25 protein-coding genes and 1 pseudogene are annotated in these 23,482 nt (G+C 40.4%); 15 read left to right on the forward strand and 11 right to left on the reverse strand.

Annotated elements, in window-relative coordinates; genetic code table 11:
* Positions 1-107: 107 nt before the first annotated feature.
* The 3 genes from AWM68_RS00335 to AWM68_RS00345 are packed head-to-tail and all read right to left on the reverse strand — an operon-like array spanning position 108 to position 2,795.
* The gene (locus AWM68_RS00335; protein ID WP_066235993.1) at positions 108-1,088 is read right to left on the reverse strand and encodes an ABC transporter permease; all 981 of its coding nucleotides are present in this window, start codon (positions 1,086-1,088) and stop codon (positions 108-110) included.
* Complete coding sequence (locus AWM68_RS00340) at positions 1,081-1,995, reverse strand: ABC transporter ATP-binding protein (protein ID WP_066235995.1); 915 nt, start codon at positions 1,993-1,995, stop codon at positions 1,081-1,083. Before AWM68_RS00340 ends, AWM68_RS00335 begins: the two co-directional genes overlap by 8 nt.
* Positions 1,992-2,795 (reverse strand): SGNH/GDSL hydrolase family protein, encoded by an 804-nt coding sequence (locus AWM68_RS00345; protein ID WP_066235997.1) that lies wholly within the window; start codon positions 2,793-2,795, stop codon positions 1,992-1,994. Before AWM68_RS00345 ends, AWM68_RS00340 begins: the two co-directional genes overlap by 4 nt.
* A gap of 145 nt (positions 2,796-2,940) precedes the next feature.
* On the opposite strand from AWM68_RS00345, the gene AWM68_RS00350 reads away from it, so the two are divergent.
* From AWM68_RS00350 to copZ, 8 genes are all read left to right on the forward strand, one after another.
* Positions 2,941-4,152 (forward strand): DUF418 domain-containing protein, encoded by a 1,212-nt coding sequence (locus tag AWM68_RS00350; protein WP_066235999.1) that lies wholly within the window; start codon positions 2,941-2,943, stop codon positions 4,150-4,152.
* Between the two features lie 356 nt (positions 4,153-4,508).
* Positions 4,509-4,652 carry a hypothetical protein gene (locus tag AWM68_RS21190; RefSeq protein WP_156488265.1) on the forward strand — a complete coding sequence of 48 codons (144 nt, stop codon included), beginning with the start codon at positions 4,509-4,511 and terminating at the stop codon, positions 4,650-4,652.
* 62 nt (positions 4,653-4,714) lie between these two features.
* Positions 4,715-5,029: an ArsR/SmtB family transcription factor gene (locus tag AWM68_RS00355; RefSeq protein WP_066236001.1), complete on the forward strand. Its 315-nt coding sequence runs from the start codon at positions 4,715-4,717 to the stop codon at positions 5,027-5,029.
* 18 nt (positions 5,030-5,047) lie between these two features.
* Positions 5,048-7,102 (forward strand): heavy metal translocating P-type ATPase, encoded by a 2,055-nt coding sequence (locus AWM68_RS00360; protein ID WP_066236002.1) that lies wholly within the window; start codon positions 5,048-5,050, stop codon positions 7,100-7,102.
* A gap of 84 nt (positions 7,103-7,186) precedes the next feature.
* Positions 7,187-7,732, forward strand: coding sequence for a TVP38/TMEM64 family protein (locus AWM68_RS00365; RefSeq protein WP_066236003.1), 546 nt, complete (start codon positions 7,187-7,189; stop codon positions 7,730-7,732).
* 278 nt (positions 7,733-8,010) lie between these two features.
* Positions 8,011-8,298, forward strand: a complete 288-nt coding sequence (locus AWM68_RS00370) for a metal-sensing transcriptional repressor (RefSeq protein WP_066236004.1) — start codon at positions 8,011-8,013, stop codon at positions 8,296-8,298.
* A gap of 15 nt (positions 8,299-8,313) precedes the next feature.
* Positions 8,314-10,716: a heavy metal translocating P-type ATPase gene (locus tag AWM68_RS00375; protein ID WP_066236006.1), complete on the forward strand. Its 2,403-nt coding sequence runs from the start codon at positions 8,314-8,316 to the stop codon at positions 10,714-10,716.
* A 12-nt stretch (positions 10,717-10,728) separates the two neighbouring features.
* Positions 10,729-10,938: a copper chaperone CopZ gene (copZ, locus tag AWM68_RS00380; protein WP_066236008.1), complete on the forward strand. Its 210-nt coding sequence runs from the start codon at positions 10,729-10,731 to the stop codon at positions 10,936-10,938.
* Positions 10,939-11,525: 587 nt separating this feature from the next.
* Here copZ and wrbA read toward each other — a convergent pair.
* From wrbA to AWM68_RS00400, 3 genes are all read right to left on the reverse strand, one after another.
* The gene (gene wrbA / locus AWM68_RS00390) at positions 11,526-12,152 is read right to left on the reverse strand and encodes an NAD(P)H:quinone oxidoreductase (protein WP_066236010.1); all 627 of its coding nucleotides are present in this window, start codon (positions 12,150-12,152) and stop codon (positions 11,526-11,528) included.
* A gap of 97 nt (positions 12,153-12,249) precedes the next feature.
* On the reverse strand, positions 12,250-12,708 hold the full coding sequence (locus AWM68_RS00395) for a hypothetical protein (RefSeq protein ID WP_066236012.1): 459 nt from the start codon (positions 12,706-12,708) through the stop codon (positions 12,250-12,252).
* Between the two features lie 144 nt (positions 12,709-12,852).
* A complete protein-coding gene (locus AWM68_RS00400; RefSeq protein WP_066236015.1) occupies positions 12,853-13,518 on the reverse strand; it encodes a phosphatase PAP2 family protein in 666 nt (221 codons plus the stop codon).
* Positions 13,519-13,845: 327 nt separating this feature from the next.
* Here AWM68_RS00400 and AWM68_RS00405 point away from each other — a divergent pair, with 327 nt between their 5' ends.
* The 7 genes from AWM68_RS00405 to AWM68_RS00435 all read left to right on the forward strand — a co-directional run bounded on the left by AWM68_RS00405 (position 13,846) and on the right by AWM68_RS00435 (position 18,156).
* Positions 13,846-14,070: a hypothetical protein gene (locus AWM68_RS00405; RefSeq protein ID WP_066236016.1), complete on the forward strand. Its 225-nt coding sequence runs from the start codon at positions 13,846-13,848 to the stop codon at positions 14,068-14,070.
* Positions 14,071-14,148: 78 nt separating this feature from the next.
* Entirely contained in the window at positions 14,149-14,364 is a 216-nt protein-coding gene (locus AWM68_RS00410; protein ID WP_066236018.1) for a hypothetical protein, read from the forward strand.
* Between the two features lie 420 nt (positions 14,365-14,784).
* Positions 14,785-15,342 carry a DJ-1/PfpI family protein gene (locus AWM68_RS00415; protein ID WP_066236020.1) on the forward strand — a complete coding sequence of 186 codons (558 nt, stop codon included), beginning with the start codon at positions 14,785-14,787 and terminating at the stop codon, positions 15,340-15,342.
* 208 nt (positions 15,343-15,550) lie between these two features.
* Complete coding sequence (locus tag AWM68_RS00420; protein WP_066236022.1) at positions 15,551-16,195, forward strand: FMN-dependent NADH-azoreductase; 645 nt, start codon at positions 15,551-15,553, stop codon at positions 16,193-16,195.
* Positions 16,196-16,318: 123 nt separating this feature from the next.
* Positions 16,319-16,930, forward strand: coding sequence for a nitroreductase family protein (locus tag AWM68_RS00425; RefSeq protein WP_066236024.1), 612 nt, complete (start codon positions 16,319-16,321; stop codon positions 16,928-16,930).
* Between the two features lie 105 nt (positions 16,931-17,035).
* Positions 17,036-17,236, forward strand: a complete 201-nt coding sequence (gene ytzI, locus AWM68_RS00430; protein ID WP_066236026.1) for a YtzI protein — start codon at positions 17,036-17,038, stop codon at positions 17,234-17,236.
* On the forward strand, positions 17,233-18,156 hold the full coding sequence (locus tag AWM68_RS00435; RefSeq protein ID WP_066236028.1) for a DNA-3-methyladenine glycosylase family protein: 924 nt from the start codon (positions 17,233-17,235) through the stop codon (positions 18,154-18,156). The genes ytzI and AWM68_RS00435 overlap by 4 nt, the downstream gene beginning before the upstream one ends.
* A gap of 467 nt (positions 18,157-18,623) precedes the next feature.
* On the opposite strand, the gene AWM68_RS00440 is transcribed toward AWM68_RS00435, so the two are convergent.
* From AWM68_RS00440 to AWM68_RS21800, 5 genes and pseudogenes are all read right to left on the reverse strand, one after another.
* Complete coding sequence (locus AWM68_RS00440; RefSeq protein ID WP_066236030.1) at positions 18,624-19,553, reverse strand: ATP-grasp domain-containing protein; 930 nt, start codon at positions 19,551-19,553, stop codon at positions 18,624-18,626.
* 96 nt (positions 19,554-19,649) lie between these two features.
* Entirely contained in the window at positions 19,650-20,858 is a 1,209-nt protein-coding gene (locus tag AWM68_RS00445; protein ID WP_066236032.1) for a DUF4129 domain-containing protein, read from the reverse strand.
* Positions 20,852-22,066 (reverse strand): DUF58 domain-containing protein, encoded by a 1,215-nt coding sequence (locus tag AWM68_RS00450; RefSeq protein WP_066236034.1) that lies wholly within the window; start codon positions 22,064-22,066, stop codon positions 20,852-20,854. Before AWM68_RS00450 ends, AWM68_RS00445 begins: the two co-directional genes overlap by 7 nt.
* A 1-nt stretch (position 22,067) precedes the next feature.
* Positions 22,068-23,009 carry an AAA family ATPase gene (locus tag AWM68_RS00455; RefSeq protein WP_066237338.1) on the reverse strand — a complete coding sequence of 314 codons (942 nt, stop codon included), beginning with the start codon at positions 23,007-23,009 and terminating at the stop codon, positions 22,068-22,070.
* 175 nt (positions 23,010-23,184) lie between these two features.
* Positions 23,185-23,472 (reverse strand): annotated as a pseudogene (locus AWM68_RS21800) (3D domain-containing protein); the annotation flags it as partial.
* Between the last annotated feature and the right edge of the window lie 10 nt (positions 23,473-23,482).

Raw genomic sequence — 23,482 nt, forward strand, 5'->3', positions numbered from 1 at the left:
ATCAGACAGTTAAGCTGCCTAAACGGACAGATTACGCACTAAACTTCATACACCGAGTCACATAAAAAAAGGAAACCGACGTTGGTTTCCTTTTTACTTTTCTTTTATTAATAGATATCTCTTTTAGAAAACGTAACAAACGCAATAATGAAGCCAGCGATGCCCCAGACTGCGAGAACGCTCATCGAAAAGCCTAAGGACATGCCTTCGATCGGAGTTGCCATACCGCTTACATAGTTTGTAAGGTTCAAGTTCACCATAAAGAAGTATTTCGCGCTTTCCCAAGAAGCTACCATGTTCGCTAGAATGGCACCTGCAATAAGAGACGCGAGCATGATTCCCATAACAGCTGCTGTGCTGCGTAACAAGACGGATAGCATGAAAGTAAGTGTACCTACGATCATACAGACATACCATACAAGCCCAAACTCCATCAAAATATATTGCCACTGAGGTACAATGTGTACATGATCTGTTAAAAGTTCATCACCAGAGACCGTGAATCCTGTCAGTAAAGGCATGTTCCAGCCGCCATAGCCAAACACCACGCCAGAAATCCCGTATGATAGAACAGCTACGGATAAGACGATAAACGAAACCGAGAGCAGCATCGCTAAATACTTGCTTAGAAGGATACGCCATCGTTTGACAGGCCGCGTAAGCAGCAGCTTGATCGTACCGCCGCTCGCTTCAGATGATACAAGATCTGCTACGATCACCATAACGAGGAGCGGCAGAAGGAGGTCAATTGAATTTTCAACGAATATACGCATGAACGTTGGTGCCCCAGGTGCACGGGGATCAATGTCGTTCTCTAAATAATATTGCTGCTGAGAGAGTCTAATCTTCAAATACTTTCGCCATTCATCTTGAATACGGCTCGAGCTCAATCGGTTCTGTGTGTCTGTAATCTCTTGCTGTAGAACGGTTCGCCAATCTTGATTTCCTAATTTTTCACGCTGCTCTTGTATTTCTTTAAACTGCGCGTAAGTAAAAAGAGGGACAAGGAAAGCGATGATCAGAATAATGACGTATAGCCTTTTTTTCCTAAGAAGCTTTAACATTTCATTCCGCACAAGATTAATCAATACTTTCGCCTCCTGTTACTTCTAAGAACAGATCTTCTAACGAAGGAAGCTGCGTTCTCATTTCTTTCACTCTTACCCCTCTCTTTACGAGCTTAGCATTCCAATCTGGCAAAAGTGGTTCATTGTATAAAGTGATCAACGTACCATCGGCGCCTTCTGTAACATCGGTTTCCTCAGACAGAAGCTGCTTGGCAAGTGGTAGAGGTTCCGCTTTCCAGATCACTCTTTCTTGTTCCGCTAACAGATTTTGAACAGAATCTGTACGCAGGACAGCGCCTTTCGAGATAATTGCCACTCTGTCACACATGAGTTGAATTTCACTCAATAAGTGGGAAGATACGAGAACACTTAAGTTTTCTTCGCGTGCCAGCTGGCGGATGAACTCACGCATCTCACGAATTCCAGCAGGATCCAGTCCGTTTGTAGGCTCGTCCAAAATAAGAACTTTTGGTTTTCCTAAAAGAGCTTGAGCAATACCGAGGCGCTGTCTCATACCGAGTGAGTAGGTGCTCACTCTGTCGTGGATTCGATTCGTTAAACCAACAAGTGTAACGACTTCATCTAATCTTGATCTTGGAATAGAGCGATCCATTTTTGCGAAGTGTTCAAGGTTTTCCCAACCCGTAAGATAGGGGTAAAGTTCAGGATTTTCAACGATACATCCTAAATGTCTCATCGCTTCAGTAAACTCTGTACGCACATTTTTACCGCCGATTTTTATCGTTCCTGATGTGGGGGAGATCAACCCGACAATCATTCGGATTGTAGTCGTTTTACCCGCTCCGTTCGGCCCGAGAAAACCAAATACCTCTCCAGGTACAAGGGTAAAAGAAACACCCTTAATGATCTGCTTTCCTTTTATTTTTTTTGTAAGGTTGTCAACTTCCAGTGCTGGAACTTGGCTCATGATTTCTTCTCCTCCTGTTCAAAGTTGATCAGTGAGGCTACTCGTTCTGCGATCAGCTTGTAACCTTCTGTGTTAGGGTGGAATTGATCGGTATATAAATAGTTTTCAACTTGAAGCTGGAAAAGATCAAAAGTAGGGACGTATACAATGTTTTCGTAGCCAGCTGCCGTTTCTGCAGACTGAAAGTTCCAATCTCTAACAATAGAAGAAGTGGTACTCGCATCAGGCATATTGCTGAAGGGGTTGTATAAACCTACATGATAGATAACCGCATCTTTATTAAGCTCTCTTAACTGCGAGTATATCTTTTTAACGTTGTTTAAATAGATCTGCTTTTTGCCATTGATTGCGTTCATGTCTAGCGACTCTAATGCAGCACCTTGCTGAAATAAGTCATTTCCGCCAATCGTCATAACAATCACATCAGCTTGTTTGGTCTGACGCTGTATCTCACTTTGCTGAAGCTGCTTTAACAAACCTCGGGAAGTTTCTCCTTTAATTGCGGTATTGAGAAGATTGATGTCCTGATTCGTCTTATCTTTTAATCGATCTGTTAAGTAACCGGTATAACCCTTGCCATCCGCATCACCCGTTCCGCGGGTTAAAGAATCTCCCAAAGCAAAAATGGTGAGTGTGCCTTCTTGCTTTTTAGCTGTTGATGATTCTGTTTTTACTTTTGGCTGTTCCATTTTTTTAGTGGCAGAGAACTGATCTTGCAGTGTCCAGCCGAGACCAAAAAGCCATAATAAAGTAGCTGCAATCGAGACAATTGATACAATCGTGAGCGTATATTTTTTCAAAACCGCTTTCATCCTTCCCAAAATGCATGATCTGTTCTTTTTAGGATAGCAAAAATCGAATCGTATTCTAACTTTTTTGCCTATTTACGGTAAAATAAACCAAAGGGAGTGGAATCATGCGAAAAAAAACGAAGTGGGGCCGATTATGAATCTAACACCAGTAAGAGATAATGAACGGATACAATCGTTAGATATTATGCGTGGCATAGCCATTTTTGGCATATTGCTCGTAAACATGAAATCTTTTTCCGGACCTGATACACCAATCCGTGCTTTAAGCTATGAGTATTTCAAAGAGCCTTATCATGTTTGGACAAATGTGCTGTTAGAGTTTTTCGTTCAAGGAAACTTTATTACAATGTTTTCATTTTTATTTGGGTTTGGCATTATTTTAATGGCAGAGAGGGCTGCAGAGAAAGGCCGCAATTTTGCCCCTGTCTTTTTAAGAAGGCAGTTCGTTCTCTTGATTTTTGGTATCCTGCATGTGCTTCTTTTTTGGTACGGAGACATTTTAATCATGTATGCTGCAGTTGGTTTACTCATGCTTGTGTTCTATCGATTGCCTAGAAATGTGCTTCTTATCACAGGGATGGTTTTGATTACAGCTTACAGCTTATTTATGTCCGCTTTAACGTATAGTTATTGGACAAGTGGAACAGCACTTGCGTATAAAAGTGCTCAAAATGGACTTCACCTACAAGAGATACAACAGTCGATTGAAATTTATAGTGAAGGTAGCTTCGTTGAGATCATGCAGGAAAGAATGAGAGAATGGACAGATTTAAACCGTTATTTTCTATTCTTTATAGCAGGTCTTTTACCGATGTTTCTGTTCGGTGCATATGCCGCTAAGAAAAGAACGTTCACAAACAAAGGATTATGGAGACTTTGGCTGCTGACACTCATTCTTGGACCAGGAAGTAAGATCCTTCCTGTTATCTTCTTTCCTTATAAAGGAGAAGATTGGCGCTATGATACCGCAATGTCATGGGGATATGAGTTCGGCGGGGCGATGATGAGTATCTTTTATATATGCAGCATTGTTCTTCTGTACCGGGGCGGCAAGTTTAAACGTTTGTTTAACTCTTTTCAGTATACGGGCCGGATGGCTTTTACCAATTACTTGACACAATCCATTATTGCGACAACGATCTTTTACAGTTATGGCTTTGGGTTGTATGGGGAATACGGACCGCTTACAGGCGTTGTTATCGCAGCAGCCATATTCACCCTTCAAGTACTGTTTTCAAAGTGGTGGCTTGAACGGTTCTACATGGGACCGCTTGAATGGATATGGAGAACATTGACGTATGGGAAAAAACAAAGATTAAAAAGAGAAGAAGCAAGCAATGGTTAAAGAAGCTGTGAACGCAGCTTTTTTTGTTTGTTTTAGTAAAACAATATTGCTTATGTAAGTAGTTGATCTCCGCTCCAGGTGCTCGCTTTCCGCGGGGCAGGCGGTGAGCCACATTCGGACGTTTCACTCTTAAGTGTCTCACCTGCCCGCCTGTCCCGCAGGAGTCTCGCACCCTGCACTCCAATCAACTGGCACAGAAGCAAATAAAAATGAGGTTTGAAAGCAACATTCTACCCGAAAAGAGCCTTTCTAGAAGACAGTTACTAATTGGCATTTTTTATTCTCTTTCATGACAAGTTGATTGTAGCAGAAGGTGGCGAGACTCCTATGGGACGAGCGGTCAGGTGAGACCCTTAATGGCGCAAAGCGGCAAGGGGCTCACCGGTCGCCCCATGGAAAGCGAGCCACCTGGAGCGGAAATCAACCACTTACAAGAACAACAAAGCCTTCCTAAACAGCAATTTGCTTTGCACATTTTTCAAATATTCGTTACACTCTAAGTAACATATATGAGCATATGTTCATATAATGATTGAAAGCTGAAAGTAAAGGGGTGGCGGGGATGACTGATCATACTAACAAATATGAACAACTTGATGAGGAAACACTATTTATGGTATCTCAAACGTTTAAAGCACTCTCAGATCCGACGCGCATTCGTATTTTGCATCTGTTAGGGGAAAAGGAATGCAGTGTATCTGTAATCGCTGAAGAGCTCGCTCTCATGCAATCCACCGTATCACATCAATTGCGTTTTTTGAAAAATTTAAGGTTAGTAAAATTTAGACGTGCAGGAACAACACTCTTTTATTCAATAGATGATGAACACGTAATGACTCTCTTGCATCAAACGATACATCATGCAAGACACGATTAAAGGAAGGAGGGGAAAAATATGAAAGAGCATAAGATTACAGGACTATCTTGCGGCCACTGTGCCTTAAGATTACAAGAGCAGATTCAGCAGCTTCCGGGCGGTGAAGAAGCGAAAGTTCAATTCAATTCCAGTAAGATCGTACTGGATGAGAAAATGGATATGAAAGCTGTTCGTTCCATTCTTTCTTTAGAAAATGTACGTTTTGAATCAGATGGAGAACCAACAGGTCCAAACTGGCTGATGATTGGGTTATATGTATCTGTTGCATCTTTTATTGCAGCATTAGGTGCTGAATGGGTCATGAAAACGGCATATTTACCTATTCTGTTATATGCGGTAGCAACAATCACTTCAGGTTATCCAACGTTTATGAAGGGCCTTCGCAACCTCACAAAGTTCAAATTCGATATAAACACATTGATGACAGTCGCGCTGATCGGGGCGGTTGCGATTGGAGAATGGAAAGAAGCTGCACTTGTTGCCATTCTGTTTGGAATCAATGAACTGCTTGAATCTTATGGAATGGAGAAGGCACGCCGTTCGATGGAGACTTTATTAAAGGTCGCTCCAAAAGAAGCTCTGCTTTTACAAGACGGTAATACAGAAACCATTTCAATTGAAGAACTAAAAGTAGATGATGTAGTTCTTGTGAAAACCGGTCAAAAGATTCCGTCAGACGGCATTGTCGTTTATGGTAAAAGCTCAGTGAATGAAGCAGCGATAACGGGTGAATCGCTGCCAGTGGAAAAAGAGAAAGGTGAAACAGTCTTTGGCGGAAGTATTAATAATGAAGGTGTACTTCACGTAAAAATCACAAAAACGTACAATCAATCAGCTCTTTCAAAGATTTTGGCTCTCGTTCAAGAAGCACAAGAATCAAAAACACCAACAGAGCTGTTTATCAACCGTTTTGCAAATTATTACACACCCATTATCATGGTGATCTCAGCACTCGTCATACTAGTGCCGCCGCTTTTATTAAATGCTTCGTGGACAGAGTGGTTATACCAAGGCCTTGCCGTTTTGATCGTTGGATGTCCTTGTGCTCTCATCCTTTCTTCACCTATTGCCATTTTATCTGGAATCACGGTAAATGCACGAAACGGGATTCTGATCAAAGGCGGAGCGTATTTAGAACAACTTGGAAAAATTGAAATCATCGCGTTTGATAAAACAGGAACTCTCACTTTAGGGGAGCCGCACGTTGTCGCAGAGGTAGCGTTCCACCCTGATTTTTATAAAGTAGCATATGCAATAGAAAAATCATCTTCCCACCCTTTAGCAAAGGCGGTTATTGCGAAGTGCAGTGAAATCGGTACTGAAGAAATAGAAGCAGATGAGATCACAACTGTATCCGGTCAAGGTATTACAGCCATTGTGAACGGGGAAACATATCGAATTGGAAACGAAAAAATGATCGGTGAAGATCAAGCCGACGAAAATGTAAAAAAAGTTATAAGTTCATTAAAAGAAGAAGGAAACACAATCGTTCTTGTGGCAAGTGAAAATGAAATACTAGGTGTGTTTGCCATAGCAGATGAGATCAGAACTGAAAGTCCAGCTATCGTCCGAGATCTCCATCGAAAAGGTGTGAGAGAGACTGTGATGTTAACAGGAGATCATCCGGCAGTTGCAGAAAAAGTTGCAAAACGAACAGGGGTTTCCGCTTTCTTTGGAGGACTGCTGCCTGAAGAAAAGGTAGAAAAGGTAAAGTCACTAAAAGCGAGCGGGAAAGTAGCCATGATTGGTGACGGAATCAATGATGCACCAGCACTCGCAACCGCTGATTTAGGAATTGCAATGGGAAAAGGAACGGATAGTGCGATCGAAACAGCAGATATCGTACTCATGCAAGATCATTTAGGCAAACTGCCAGATGCAGTTCAGGTGTCCAGAAAAGTAAATAGAATCATCAAGTGGAATATCGGATTATCACTTGGACTGAAATTATTGGCATTGCTACTTACCATTCCAGGATGGTTAACATTATGGATTGCCATCTTATCTGACATGGGTGCTACGATCCTTGTAACACTGATCAGCTTAACCGTTTTACTTCATAACCGAAAATAAGTTAGACCAAAGCCATGCACCTGCATGGTTTTTTTAGTACGATAGATGAGATATAGGGAAACTTTTGGAGGAGGGACGTACATCATGTCGGAAGCGGTATTAACTTTTTTTCATGAATACAGTGAATGGGCAATTTTCATATCCATTGTTCTTAATGTTATCATCGCGATATTAGGTGTCGTTCCATCTGTTTTTTTAACAGCTGCCAACATTATTTTCTTTGGCTTTTGGACGGGTACACTCATTTCCTTTATAGGGGAGGCTGCAGGAGCTGCAATTTCGTTCGCTTTGTATAGAAAAGGGTTTAAACACGTTACAAGAAAGAAGCTAAATGGGTACCCCCGGGTGGTAAGGTTGTTAGAAGCAAAAGGGAAAGAAGCATTTTTATTAATAATATCTCTAAGGTTATTGCCTTTCGTTCCATCAGGGATCGTTACATTTGTCAGTGCAATCGGCGCTGTTTCAGCAGGAGTTTTTATTTTAGCAAGTTCGATCGGTAAAGTGCCTGCATTACTGCTTGAAGCTTATTCGGTCTATAACATTGCAGAATGGAACACGGAAGGAAAGATCATCTTAGGGGTAGCAGCTGTGATGATTATCTACACCATTATGAAAAAGAATCGAACATAAGCAAACTGTTTGCATACTATAGGGGGGTATAGTATATTTTATTTATAAATTGTGGAGCTCTTTTCTAAAGTAGTGTTACTCATCATTTGCAAGTTGATTGAAGCGTAAGGATGCGAGACTCCTGCGGGACAGGTAGGCAGGTGAGACACTTAAGAGTGGAACGTACGAATGTGGCTCACCGCCTGCCCCGCGGAAAGCGAGCAGCCTGGAGCGGAAAACAACTACTTTCAAGAGCATCATTGTTAGTAAAGCATCCCATCTCGAAAGGGTGATAAACGATGGAACAAAAAACACATCGCTGTGACAGTGATAAACAAGATTTAAACAATCGTTTAAAAAAGATAGAAGGCCAAGTGCGTGGTCTTCAAAAGATGATAGAAGAGGACCGATATTGTATAGATGTTCTCGTGCAGATCTCTGCGGTTACCGCTGGTCTAAAACGAGTGGGCTTTCAATTGATGGAAAGCCACACACAGCATTGTGTAGCAGATGCGATCAAGTCCGGAAATGGTGAGGATTCTATTGAAGAATTGATGAGAGTGATTAAGCAGTTCTCCAAATCGTAAAAGAAGGTGAAAACCATGAGCCAAAGAGAAACAAACCTTGGGATTACAGGCATGACTTGTTCAGCCTGTGCTGTTCGTATTGAGAAAGTGTTGAACAAAATGGATGGTGTTGACGCAAATGTAAACTTAGCCATGGAAAAAGCCTCTGTAACGTTTGATCCTGAAATCACAACGATTGGAGAGATTGAACAAAAAATAGAGAAGCTAGGCTATGGAGTAGCAAAAGAGAAAGTTGAGCTTGATATCTCTGGTATGACATGTGCCGCTTGCTCAACGCGAATTGAAAAAAGTTTAAACCGAATGGATGGTGTTTCTCATGCCACCGTCAATTTATCAGGAGAAACTGGAACGATCGAATACAATCCTTCTACGGTTTCGGTAGAAGATATTTTAAGAAAAATAGAGAAACTGGGCTATAAAGGCTCTATTAAGCAAGATCGGGAATCAAGCATTACGAAGAAGGAAGAAGAAATTTCGGCTAAAAAGAGAAAGCTGATTCTCTCGATCGTCTTATCGCTGCCGCTATTATATACGATGATCGCTCATATGCCTTGGGATTTTGGACTTCCTCTTTCGCATCTTTTAATGAACCCTTGGTTTCAATTAGTGCTCGCTTCAGTCGTTCAGTTTTATATCGGGGGACCGTTTTACGTAGGAGCTTATCGAGCGCTTCGAAATAAGAGTGCGAACATGGATGTGCTAGTGGCATTGGGAACATCAGCCGCGTTTTTTTATAGTGTTGTAGAAGCGTTCAAAACAATCGGAAACCCGAACAGCATGCCAGAGCTGTATTTCGAAACGAGTGCGGTTTTAATTACATTGATTTTAGTAGGGAAATATTTTGAGACACTCGCAAAAGGAAGAACAACTGAAGCCATTTCTAAGCTGCTTAACCTTCAAGCGAAGGAAGCTACTGTTATTCGTAATGGAGAAGAAGTAAAGATCCCACTAGATCAAGTCGTTGTCGGTGATCTCTTTCTCGTAAAACCAGGCGAAAAAATCCCTGTAGATGGCAAGGTGCTGTCAGGGAATTCCTCGATTGATGAAAGTATGATAACAGGAGAATCCCTACCAGTTGAAAAAGCAGTAGGTGATTTTGTTATCGGTTCGACGATTAACAAAAATGGAACACTCAGGGTGGAAGCTCAAAGAGTTGGTAAAGAAACAGCACTTGCTGGAATCATTAAGATCGTTGAAGAAGCACAAGGGTCGAAAGCGCCTATTCAGCGAATGGCTGATTACATCTCTGGCATATTCGTTCCAATTGTTGTAGGAATAGCGGTTGCCGCTTTTATCGCATGGTATTTCTTTGTGGATCCCGGCAACTTGCCACAAGCACTTGAAGTTTCGATCGCGATCTTAGTAATTGCATGTCCCTGTGCACTAGGTTTAGCAACACCAACCTCTATTATGGTGGGGACAGGTAAAGGAGCGGAACAAGGTATTCTCTTTAAAGGAGGCGAATACCTGGAGGGCGCACACAGAATCAATGCTATTCTTTTAGATAAAACCGGAACGGTAACGAATGGGAAACCGGAAGTAACCGATTTAGTAGAGGTAAAGGAAGGGTTTCTATCTGAAGTGATCTCAGCAGAAAAAAGTTCAGAGCATCCTTTGGCTGAAGCGATTGTAGAGTACGGAAAAAGTAATGGGATTTCTCTTACTGATTCCGATTCCTTCAATGCCATCCCAGGTCATGGAATTGAAGCTCTAGTGAACGGAAAAGCGGTTCTCGTTGGAACGAGAAAACTGATGAAAGAAAAATCTATTGCATATTCAGAGCATGAAGCGTTGCTTGAAAAGTATGAGCTTGAAGGCAAAACCGCAATGCTCGGGGCGGTAGATGGTGAACTCGTTTCAATCATCGCTGTTGCTGACACCGTTAAGGACTCATCCAAAAAGGCGATTAACCGCTTAACTGAAATGGGAATCGATGTGTATATGATCACGGGTGACAATGAACGAACTGCACATGCGATTGCCAAACAGGTTGGGATCTCTGGGGTATTTGCAGAAGTGCTTCCTGATGAAAAAGCACGTAAAGTGAATGAGCTACAGGAAAAAGGGAAAATCGTTGCGATGGTCGGTGATGGGATCAATGATGCTCCTGCTCTTGCAACTGCTGATATTGGAATGGCAATTGGAACCGGCACAGATGTGGCGATTGAGGCAGCAGACGTAACACTTGTTGGAGGAGATTTGAATCATATCCCAAAAGCAATCGAATTAAGCCGAAAGACAATGCGAAACATCAGGCAAAACTTGTTCTGGGCTCTATTTTATAATTCAGCAGGGATTCCGATTGCTGCATTCGGCTTGCTGGAACCGTGGGTTGCGGGTGCTGCAATGGCCTTCAGCTCTGTGTCAGTTGTCACTAATGCATTGCGGTTAAAACGATTAAAACTAAACGAAAACTAGGAGGAAGAAACAATGGAAAAGAAAACATTAAAAGTAGAAGGTATGACATGCGGACATTGTAAAGCTGCCGTAACGAACGCACTTAATGAACTGGATGGCGTAAAAAATGTGGTTGTTCACTTAGAAACAGGAAACGTGGATGTCGAAGTGGATAGCACGAAAGTGACGGATGCAGAAATGCGTGAAGCAATTGAAGAGCAAGGGTATGATGTTAAAGCATAAGATGAATAAGGCTTCTTCAAGTAGAGATAACTGAAAAAGTCACAAAATAACATGATTGTTGCTTTGATGCATCTTAAAGAAAGGCTCAAATCCACTCGTATTTACGAGGTATTTGAGCCTTTTTATAATAGGTTCTCTTTTTTGAGAGAGAAAACAAGATAAAACAAGCTTTCATTTAGAGAATCAGGAGAAAATAAGGGCTTTCTGGTTCCAAAGACCGCTGAAATGACTAGATAACGTGTTTTAATCCATAATGTAGTCCCGAAGTAAGGTGAAAGCTAACGATTGAGCGAAAACAGCTGTGTTGTGAGCGGAAATGGCAAGCTGGTGAGCGAAACGGAGCTCCGACTGAGCGAAAACCCCATTCGTTTGCGCGAAAGTGTAATAAATAAAAGAACACGTACCGTAAAAAATGATGCTGCATCAATTTTCTGTAATTGGGTGCTTAAAGGACATATGAAAAAGACCAGACAAAAGTCTGGTCTTTTTCATGTCAATTACATATCTAATACAGCTAAAAGGCTTGTGAATTACAATTTTCTCTAAGAGAGAACCAGTGATCCTTTTTGTACGTTATTTTTTATTTTTTATAGATTGCCTTTCAATGCTTTCGCTACTTTGGCTACTCGTCCACCAAGACGAGACGCCATCGTTTTCTCGACATCTTGAGGCTGTTGACTTCCGTCTGCCCCTGCAACCGTTGAAGCCGCATAAGGAGAACCGCCAATCCCATCCGATGTCATCTGTTCCGGATTCTCACCATATGGCAGACCAACATAAATCATTCCAAAGTGCATAAGAGGTACGAATGAAGTGATAGCCGTAGATTCTTGACCGCCATGAATCGTGTTAGAACTTGTAATGACAGCAGTGGCTTTTCCTTCTAGATCACCATTTGCCCAAAGGCCACCAGCCGAATCAAGCAATTGTTTAATTTGAGCAGGCATCATGCCATATCGAGTTGGAATGCCCCATACGATTCCGTCTGCCCATTTTAAGTCATCAAGGGTTACTTCAGGAATATCTCCTTGAGCCTCTTGTGCTTTAACATAAGCATCTTGTTGCGACATATACTTTTTCGTAACTTCAAATTCTGGAACTTTAACAACCTTTACCTCAGTGCCATCTACTTGCTTTACGCCTTCAGCGGCTGCAAGTGCCATCTCATAAATGTGGCCATAAGAGCTATAATATACTACCAAAATGTTAGCCATGATATACCTCCTAAAATTTTTATGACTTAAGTACACTTCCCTTTTTTAATCATTTGAAATCATAAAAAAAACCACCTGACGTTTCAGGCGGTTGGTTTTAATAAGGATACGGGTAAGGATAAGGCGGGTAGTAAGGATAGTAAGGATAGTACGGATAAGGATATGGCGGATAATAGGGATACAGAGATAATGCAGCAAGTGCTGCAAGCGGATAGATCTGACGATAAAAGCGGCGGTAATAGGGACGGGGACGGCCATAATATTGACGCTGATTTCGCTGCCCGCCTTGCTGACTTTGTTGTCCTTGCTGTCCTTGCTGTGTCTGTTGTCCTTGCTGGCTCATTTGTGGACTTTCTTGTTCAGATTCTTCTGCTGGCATCATGTTTTGCGGAACCATGATATACACATTTTTTTTATCTAAATCAGTAATGATTCCTTCAACTTCTTGCCCATCACGGGTTTTAATCGTGACATGATAATACATATGCTGCTTGCACAACTGATGCATACTTTCTGCTCGCAGCTGTTCTTGCAGATTTTCATTTTCGTTGCTCATCATTATCACTCCTTCCCATTTTATCTTTATTTTCAAGTTAACAAAGTTATGCCATGGAAGGTGAAAACAGTTCGACACGAAAACGGTTATCTATAATAAAGCTGCGCACAAAAAAACTGCTTTTGACAGCAGTTCTTTAGTAAATTAGCTTTTTTCTGAGCTTTGAAGTTTGGTTTTAAACATTCGTTTAAAAAAGGTAAACACCGTTTCGGCTTCAAGATAATAGAACAACTTAAAAAGAAGACTTCCTAATAAAATTCCGGCTACTACGTCCAGCACTACATGTTGTTTTACAAAAAGAGTGGATAAAATGATGCTATAGGCAATGGTTGAAACAAAAATATCTTTTTTAATGGTCCACATTTTACTATGACGGATGCCTAATATCATAAGATAACTGCTCAACACATGAATACTCGGAAAACAGTTAAAAGGCTGATCAGCACCGTATACGTATTGTACAATTTGTGTCAGCATTCCTTCTGAAGCTAACTCTGGGCGTGGTACAGTGGTTTGAAAGAAGAAGTAAACGATATAACATGCTAGCATCCCTACACAAAAACTCAATAGGGTTCTGTAATAAATGGCTCTGTCATAAATACAAAAGTAGACAAACATTAAAAAGATAAAAGCGTACCAAAGAACATATGGAACAATAAAAATTTCAACAAATGGGATTTGATGATCTACTGCCGTAATGAGTTGTCTCGCTCCACGCTCCCCATGATTCAACACCTGATAGATGATATTCAGCAAAGGGATAGAGAGGAGGAGACATAATGCTAGAATATTTTCTTTTATGATTCGCAATACGAACTACTCCTTTGTTTATATCATCAATTTATTACCTTATTCCCGATTTATAAGGTTTTACACGTTTTAATACATCTTATTGATATTACCATAATATGGTTTCAACGTCATAAGAAAAGAGAATTATTTTATGAATATTTTAGTACGCTATATTATATTTTTAGTCTTCCCTGTAATAGGTGTAATTCGTTTACCACTATTTGTGACAATAAGAAATTCTATCCGTTATAATTTTTGACTTTTCTGACAAAAGGAATATAATGTAGGTACAACCGTAAGACCTAATGCATAATTAACCTACCTCTTTGAAAGGGAGTGTTATGGATGTATGTAGGCAATACCATTAAAGTAAATCGTTTCAATGGTGAGTTTTTTATAATCAGTCAAAAATGGCTGATGGAAGTCGTTTGGAACAAATACAACATGCCACTACAGGATTTTTTATTATCGTACGACAAATCAGACAGCGATTATATTTTTTCGATGGCTGAAACAGAGTCGATTGATTTTCAAGTAGAATATGATGAAGACTACCTGTATATCGGGTAGTTTTTTTAATGGTATGGTATGTCAAAAGCCCTCCTTCCTACATACACTGTGTTTAGGATTTAGGGGGAGGGTTCGGAGATGGCTAAGAAAAATGCAAAGAAAAATATTAAAAATAAATATGATAGCAACGTAAACAAGTATCAGCACACACAAAAGATGGTCACGAGTGAAACATGCATCGTCTGTAAAACTCAATGTGCGAGGGGATTGGAATATATCGAACGAATGTCTAAGCCAGGAGCGTTAGGAAAAGGGGTTCCCTGCCACCTGACAAAAGGAAGAGGACATAAATAGAATAGGTAATGTTAAACTTTTTGGCCTAAAGATTTTTGGGCCGTTTTTTTTTGTGATTATACTCGTTCGTGGAGATGAATTCGCTTTGAAGGGCATAATCAATTTGGCGTGCAATCGATTATGATTTATGCGACATATTTACTAGTGAGCATATTGTGATTTTAATTCAATGATTGTGATTATAATTAATTGAAAGTGTTCAATTCTGACTAGAATCAAGGGAACTTAAACACAAAACAAGTAAATGCCCGATTGTTTCTATCTAATAAGTTGGGAAAATTGCACGGATTTTACTAAAAAGAAAGCACATGTTCTCCTTCGATTTTCCCAATACAAAGCTTGAATGCATCCTGCTACAATAGTGATACACCCTCTTCCCAGCAAGACGGGTAGAAAAGTAACAGGAATGGGTGAAAACCATTGAAGAAGAAAGTACTTGTCTATTTGTATCCACAATTTAGAGAAGTTGAAATCATGACGACTTTATCTATTATCGGTAAAAAATATGAAGTGCTGCCTTTCTCGCTTTTACCAGGAACTGTTACGAGTGAATGTGGTTTGCTGATGCAGCCCACGATTAAAGTAAAGAATATAAGTCCCATGGATTATGAGATGTTGCTCATCCCAGGGGGAAAACAAGCATTTACCCAAGGGAATCCAAGGCTGTTGCATCTCTTGCAAGTGTTTAACAGAGAAAATATTCGAATCGCAGCGATTGGAAACGGTGCTGTTATTTTAGGAAGATCAGGAATATTAAACGGCAGGTCCTACACGGTTTCGTTGCATGAGGAAGAACTTACTAAGACTAACAGCTGGTTAAATGGGACATATCAGTCCAAACAAATCGTGGAAGACAAAAATCTGTTAACAGCTAAAAGTCATGCTTATATTGATTTTGGTTTAACCATCGGGGACCGTTTGAAATGTTTTGACGGCCTTGAAGAATATAACTTTTACAAAGGTACGAGTTCCTTTTAACGGAACACTAAATTTGCTCCCCTTTACGCTTTCTAGCTTTGCTGGAAAGCGTTTTTTTATTGGTAAAAAATACTAAATAAAATCATGATAATAATAAAAAGTTCAATGCTTGACAAAAGTAAGTTAAGGTTTTATGATGTAAAGGAATCAACTTACTAAAGAGAAGTTAATCACTAAAAACAACAAAACATTCAAGGGAGAGAATCACATGAAAGTACTTTATATTAATTCAAATCCAAAACCATTGGACCAATCGTTCGGTCTTCGCTTAGGACGTCATTTCTTAAATGAGCTATCAAATCAGGATCAAAACATTGAAATTGAAACGGTTAACCTTTATGAAGAAAACATTCCGTTTATCGATGCAGATGTTCTTGATGCATGGGGTAAATTAGCAGCAGGCCAAGAGCTTTCACCGTCACAAGTTGAAAAAACTAGCCGTATGGGTGAAATTCTAGATCAGTTCTTATCTGCAGATATGTACGTATTTAACACACCAATGTGGAACTTGAGTTATCCTCCAATGCTAAAGGCATACATCGATAATGTTGTAATGGCAGGGAAAACGTTTAAGTATACAGAAAATGGACCAGCCGGATTATTAGGCGGTAAAACAGCTGTTCACATTCAATCTCGTGGAGGCGTATATTCCGAAGGTCCTGCACAAGCTTTTGAATTTACGAACGGATACCTTCAAGGGGTAATGGCGTTTATCGGTATTACGGATTATCACCATGTGTACACGGAAGGAATGGCTGCAGCTCCAGATCGTGCAGAAGAAATTTTAGCGGATGCAAGAGAAAAAGCTTCAGAGTTGGCAAAGGAATTATCAGCAGTTAAGCGCAATGCGTAATCTTTGACTACAACTGATAACCCACTATAATTAGTGGAATAGTAAAGAGGTGTCGGTTACTACAGGCACCTCTTTATTGCGAAGTTAAGTATGCCAAGTAATTCGGAGCAAGGAGTGGAGAGAATGAACGAGACATTTAAGGTGATGGAAGAACGATCTTCTGTCAGACTGTATCAAAAAGATAGAGAGATACCGAATGAGACACTTCATAAGATTCTAGAGATGGCGGGAAAAGCACCATCTGCCTGGAACCTTCAGCACTGGCGCTTTATTGTAGTGACGTCACAAGAACAAAAAGAAAAGCTCTTTCCAATTGCCTATAATCAAAAGCACGTACTTGATGCCTCAGCAGTTGTTATTGTTTTAGGAGATACGGAAGCAGACAAGGTGGCTGCCGAAGTTTTCGAAAAAGCTCCAGAAGAAGCGCGAAACATTTTATTAAAAAACATCAACTCGGCTTATTCACAAGGGCGTGCGATCGGGGAAAGAGAAGCACTAAAGAACGCTTCTCTTGGGGCGATGCAGCTGATGCTCGCAGCTAAAGCAGCAGGTATTGACTCTTGTCCGATGACTGGATTTGACCATGCAGCAATCATACCTGCTCTAGGCATTCCAGAACGATTTATACCAGTCATGATGATTACGCTCGGATATGCAGACGGTCCAGCAAAACCGACTGATCGCTTTGATATCGATCGCATCGTCATGCATGAAAAGTACGAAGAAAAAAATTAAAACTTCTTTAAAGCAGTTGTGCCACATTACAGGCATGACTGCTTTTTATATGGGAAAATGTGCTATCATACAGATTGAAGTCAGTATTTTAATAAAGGAGTAAATATGAGCACGTTAACCATTTCTATATTAATTACCCTTGTTATTATCATTTTTGTTGTTATTATTTTCGCGGCAGCGATTACGAAAGGTTATTCTTATAAACATACCGTAGATCAATTAGAAGATAATCCATATGTAAAAAGAGAAGAAGATAAAACTAAATCAGACACCGATCGGACATATGAAGGGGAGAATAAAGGATGAAGTTTACACTTGCACCTAAACCGCCATTTGATTTTCAAAAAATGATGCAGCGATTGACGGTTACAGGTAAAACGCATGTCTTAAAACTTAATCAACAACATACGAAGTACGAAAAGGTCATTCGGATTGACGGTGTATCTTGTTACATTAAAGTAGTTTCGTGCGGAACTGTAAACCAACCCCTTTTAGAATGCCTGGTAAAACCTTTAAGCGGTGAAGTAAACGAACGAGAAGCAAAAGATAAGATTCAGCAGCTTTTCTCAACCGAAATTGACATTTCGCCTTTGTATCAGCATTTTGCTGTGGATAAAGAATTAGCAAATGTACTAAATCGTTTTGAAGGCTTAAAACTTCTAACGGATACTGACCTTTTTGAATCAATCGTGAAGATCATTATTGGTCAACAAGTCAATTTAACGTTTGCTGGAACACTGACCGAAAGGCTAATTGAAGCAGCTGGGGAAGAAGTAGAGATAGAAGGAGAGATGTTTCAGGTTTTTCCAACACCAGACGCTGTTTCAAAGCTTGCATATGAAAATCTACGTGAACTGCAATTCAGCCAGCGAAAAGCGGAGTACATCATTGACCTTGCAAGACTCATCACAGACGGCAAGCTCGACTTGGAAAGTCTATGGACGATGACGGATGAACAAGTCATGAACACCTTGCTGCCTATTAGGGGTATTGGCAAGTGGACGATTGAATGTTTGCTGATATTCGGTATGGGACGAACAGATATACTCCCTGCTGCAGATATCGGATTAAGAAATGCCGTTCGGCAAGTCTGGCAGCTAACAGAGCAGCCGTCAGAGGAAGAAGTAAGGAAACTTGCAGAGAATTGGAAACCATGGCGGACCTATATTACCTATTACTTATGGGAGAGCTTAAACCAGACACCTGTTGTTGTTGATCATACATAAGCTGTTTTTGCTATACATTGATGATTGAAGTTGTTGGTTTCCGCTCCAGGTTGCTCGCTTTCCACGGGGCGTACGGTGAGCCTCCTGCCGCTTTGCGCCATTAGGAGTCTCCACCTGCCCGCTCGTCCCGTAGGAGTCGGCAACCTTCCGCTACAACCAACTTGCAATGAAGAGAATAATAAGAATTCCCAAGCAGAAACCTTTTTAAAAGTCTCTTTTCTAAATGATTGTTGCTTTCAAATTTCATTTTTACTATCTTCTGTGACAGTTGATTTGAGTGTAAGATGCAAGACTCTCGGCTAGGAGAGGCGGGTAGGTGAGACACTTAAAAGTGAAACGTGTCAATGTGGCTCACCGCCTGCCCCGCGGAAAGCGAGCATCTGGAACGGAAATTAACTACTTCCAACAACAACAAAGTTTTACGGAACCAGCCTTTTACAACAAGCAAAGTTCCTCACCCCACAGGTTTACAGCTCACTCCCTAAGAACTCAGCTATTGCCTTCATTCCGTAAATGCCTGCCGTTTCTTCCGCCTCTCGGTTGTAATTCGTATTTGTATTCACATCATACGCGTAAACCTGCGCATTTTTATCAGTAATAATTTCAATACCAGCAAACGTGATGTTATTTGCTTTTAAAAATGCTTCGTAATTGTCTTGAAGGGGAAGTGTAAAATCCTTTAAGATCTTGAACTTCGGCTCTGGTTTCTCAGGCTGCTCAGTAATCGGGCAGAACTGGTCACCGATTTGGCATGCATCAGCTGGACAAAGTTCAAACCCTTCTGATGTATCTACACGGACTGCGTATAAAAACTTTCCGCCAATGAATTCACAGCGGACAATGTATGATTCAGGTGCTTCAATATAGTCTTGTAAAAGGGTGATACCGTCAATGGATTCGTCAAAAGCTGAAGAATTCACATACGTTTCAAGAGCGGCTTGTGTTTGAAATAACTGAACACCGAGCCCTTTACCAGCCCGGTTATGCTTTGTGATAAATGGACCGTCAAAGCTTTTTGCAGCTTTTAATAACTCCTCTTTACCGTAAGCTGCAATTGTACGGGGAACAGGAATATCAAAAGCTTTTAATGCGGTATATTGAACGACTTTGCTGATCTCAAGCTGAAGAGCTCTAGAGTTATTGAACACTTTACGTCCGTAGCTTTCTAGCCAGGCTAATACAGCTGATGTATATTCAGGTGCATATCGATGGCCTCTTGTGTGAGAAGACGCACTCATACGATTATAGAATATGCCTTCTGGCGGAGCTTTTGTTAGATCAATGTGCCCCTTTGCCATGTGCCAGTCTTCATAAGGAAGACCAAATTCTTCAAAACGCTGAAACAATGGAGTCGTCCATTCACTATTTTCATGTATCACATAAATCTTTTTAGTCATAATAGCCTCCTTAACGCTCTAATTCCGATTACTTCTATAACTATAGTATATGATGTAGGTTGTGATGAACAGTAAACTGAATTGAAAAAGAAGCCTTTAATTAGACTTCTTTTTCTGAAGGTGCTCTGACTTTTCAAGTTTTTTAATGACAGCAGCATAATGGTTGAATTCTTCATTTGTAATGATTTCTTCACCATATCGCACTTTTTCATAAGCCTTTAAAACAGATTCCGCTTCGTCTCCAGACAGTTTAAGCCGTTCAAACCAAAGAGCAGGCGATTCACCTGGCAGTCGTGAAAAACCGCGTTTATCCATTGTTTTTTCAAAGCGTAAAAATCGCTTTCTTGTCCTGTCATTAGAATGAAGCCATCTTTTTTTAGAAGAATAGTTGCCCATCAAGTCAGCGTGACTTAAGCCGGCTAAATTATCGCTTAATAATGGATTTTTTCTCCCGAGTAGGAGTGCTTTTTTCCTCCAAATATAAAATCCGGCGATCATAATGAACAGGATAACTATCGACCACCACAGAATCGAAAAATCGGGAGATTCAAGCTGTTCAGGCAATAAGATCTCTTCCTCAACCTTGCCTGTATCGCTGTTTACTTGTTCATCCTTCTCAAATAATTTGATTAAGTATTGAATGGGAACCGCAAGAAAGCTAAACAGTTTCCATAGTGGCATGGCCAAAACGTAGTACAATACGAATAATACGCCATCAACAAGCCAATAAATGAATTGTTTAAGCGGTCCTAAAAAGATAAAAATCACTGCACTTAAACCAGTAACGCTAATGGGAATCGAGAAATCTTTCCAAAGTTTATCTGCAGATGGATTTTTAAAATAATGAACCGTCATCTTTATGAAGAGCATAAATAAGAATTGCAGCCAAACAGCACCATACATGACGGTGTATCCGTCTTTGAAAAAGAAAGACAGCAAAAGAGAAAGGACTACAGATACAGCTAAAAGGAGTTCTAGATCAGCCTTTAAGGGATCCTGCCAATTTTCTGTGCTTCTCCATATGAAGATGGATGATAAAATAGCTGAAAATAGTAGTGAAGAGGTTAATAGCCAAAATAAAAAAATGGACAATATGAGTGTAAGGACTAGTGTTCCTTTTAAAAGAGACGGCTTATACGTGAAAAGGGAGCCGCTTAGTGCAATTATGAGAATCAAAGCTGTTATATAAAACAAGAGATCTTGCCAAGAGCCTCCCTGCAAAAGAAGGACATACAGCAAAAATAAGAGCATGCTATCAAAGATCATGTTCATCCCATACAGAATGAGCCGCTGACTGTTTAACATGTCACGACCTCCTGTGCCCGATATGGCATCAGAAATGCTTCAGAATCACTATGGCTGATATAGAATAATCTTCCCCCAGCTTGTATCCATTTCTTTGTTATGAAAACAGTATCTGTATCATTTGGAATATGGCCTAAAAGGATCACAAACGGAACTTTGCCTGCGAAGTTTCCATTTATTTTTGTCCACATATATTGAGGCTTAACGGTTATATTTGACCGATCGATGCGAGCAAGACCTTCTAATACTTTACTGAGATGCTGTGGTCCGCTGTCAGTAGGGACATGATACATGCCGAGAGGACCGGGAACTTTGAAATTGATGTAGACTTCAAAAGGTATTCCTTTTTCAGCGGCAAACTGACACATGAACGCCAAATAACTGATTTCATTTTCAATTTCTTCCGCTGTTCTCGTATCCTTATGGTCAGGCTGTATCATATACACGAACGTCCAGTGATAGACTACTGTTTTTTCAAAAACTTTTGTTTGAAGTGTTCCTGTTCTGGCAGTAGCTTTCCAATGCAGCTTATGAAAAGAGTCCCCATAGGCATAATCCCTGTTGCCTGCTGGAAGTGCTGCATTTTCAAACAAAGCAAAAGGACGAGATGCTTCCCCAGTTCCTTGATAAAAAAGCTGCTCGATTCTATGGACAGGGAGCGGCTTAGGATACACGATAATCTCCGCTGGGAACAAAGCTTGATAGGTCAATGATTGTCCGCTCGTTTGCAACGGGTCATGGATATGCAGCGTCACATTCGAGATTCTTGTCGTCCCGCGTTTTTGAGCCACAAAAGGTATCGTTTGTGTATATGCTGTTTTTCGATAAATAGCAAATGGCCGTTTTACTTCTATTCTGCCTTTGGCGGAAGCGGAATCCTCCGTTTCTTCTGAAGAGATCATATTTTTATGTGTAAGAAAGATTTCTCCTCTAAAAGACGGCCAGAATCCTTTATGCAGAAGCTTTACAGAAAAGGCATCCGAGTCTCCAGGAAAAAGCCGATAGATTTGCCTAACTCGATCCACATGCAGATCTTTAGCTGCAAAATTAAACTGCAGCAATGTGGCACCGTAAAAGAACAGTATAAATAAACCGAGCAGAAAGAGAAATGAAATATTGCGATAAAACCCAATGATGAAGAGCAGGGGACTAAAGAGAACGAGCACCTTGAAAACAGGTTTAATCCATACTTGATTACTCCACTCCATGTTATCTTCCTGCCTCGGATTCTACAGGCACCTCAATTGATTCTAAAATGTCACGCAGCACATTCTCTTTTGTTTTTCTCATCGTTCCTTCCATCGTAAGAACTAAGCGGTGAGACAGAACATATGGAGCAACATACTGGATGTCATCAGGTGTAACAAACGTTCTTCCTTGTACATATGCCGCACCTTGAGCCGCTCTCATAAAAGCAAGAGTGCCACGAGGAGAGACACCATTCTCAATAAACTCATGATTCCGTGTAGCTTGAACGATAGATAGCAAGTAATTCTCAACCTCATCACTCACATGAATGTGCTGTACCTCTTGCTGCATCAATAGAATATCTTCAAGTGAAAAAATAGGCTCAATTGTGTCTTGCGGATTCTTTGATCGGTACATGTGAAGCATTTGTTTTTCTTGATCGTAATTAGGATATCCAGACGGAAGCTTCATAAAAAAACGATCAAGCTGTGCTTCAGGCAATGGAAATGTTCCGTGAGATTCAATTGGGTTTTGAGTAGCCATAACTAAAAAAGGAGTTGGAAGTTTTATTGTTTCACCATCAATCGTTACTTGCCGCTCTTCCATAACTTCCAATAGACTCGATTGAGCGCGGGGTGTTGCACGATTAATTTCATCAGCTAATAAAATATTGGTCATAACTGGTCCAGGTCTCATCTCAAATTCTTGGTGTTTAGGATGAAAGAATTGAATACCAGTGATGTCAGTTGGAAGAATGTCAGGAGTAAACTGAATTCGTTTGAAATCGCCTCCAATCAAACGAGCAAGACTTTTTGCAAGAACTGTTTTTCCAGTTCCAGGCACGTCCTCTAGTAATAGATGTCCTTTATTTACAATCGCGATCATCGTAAGTTCAACAAGTTCGTCTTTACCTGCTAGAACGGCTGCAATCGCATTTTTCACTGCAGTCATTTGATTCAGCATGTTCATATATGTACTTCCTCTCTAAATCTATAAAACTACTTTACCATTATTATAATAGTTAGAAAATGAAAAAATGTAATATTTTTGAAATTAATGTAACAAAGGATAAGCTCACCTCCTATTTAAAAAAAGTAAGCAAATAAAAAAGATGGGGTCTAATTGCCCCCATCTCGTGTTAGTTTATGATTGTGATATTGACGTTTTTTCTGCCCCAGTTGACTGCATCTGAATAGTTCTTCATGAATATATCAATCTCATTTCCTTTAATTCCACCGCCAGTATCATCTGCAACAGCATAGCCATAACCAGGTACGTATACAACAGAACCGAGTGGTATAACACTTGGATCCACCGCTACAACTTTTGCATAAGGAATCTCTTTTAAGTTTGTCCCTCCATAAGTCGTACCGCTGCAGCCATCACAACTTGCTGTGTAAGCTGTTGAAGCAACCGTCATGGTTTTCTTTTGTATG

Source organism: Fictibacillus phosphorivorans (genome assembly GCF_001619875.1).
Lineage (GTDB): Bacteria > Bacillota > Bacilli > Bacillales > Fictibacillaceae > Fictibacillus > Fictibacillus phosphorivorans_B.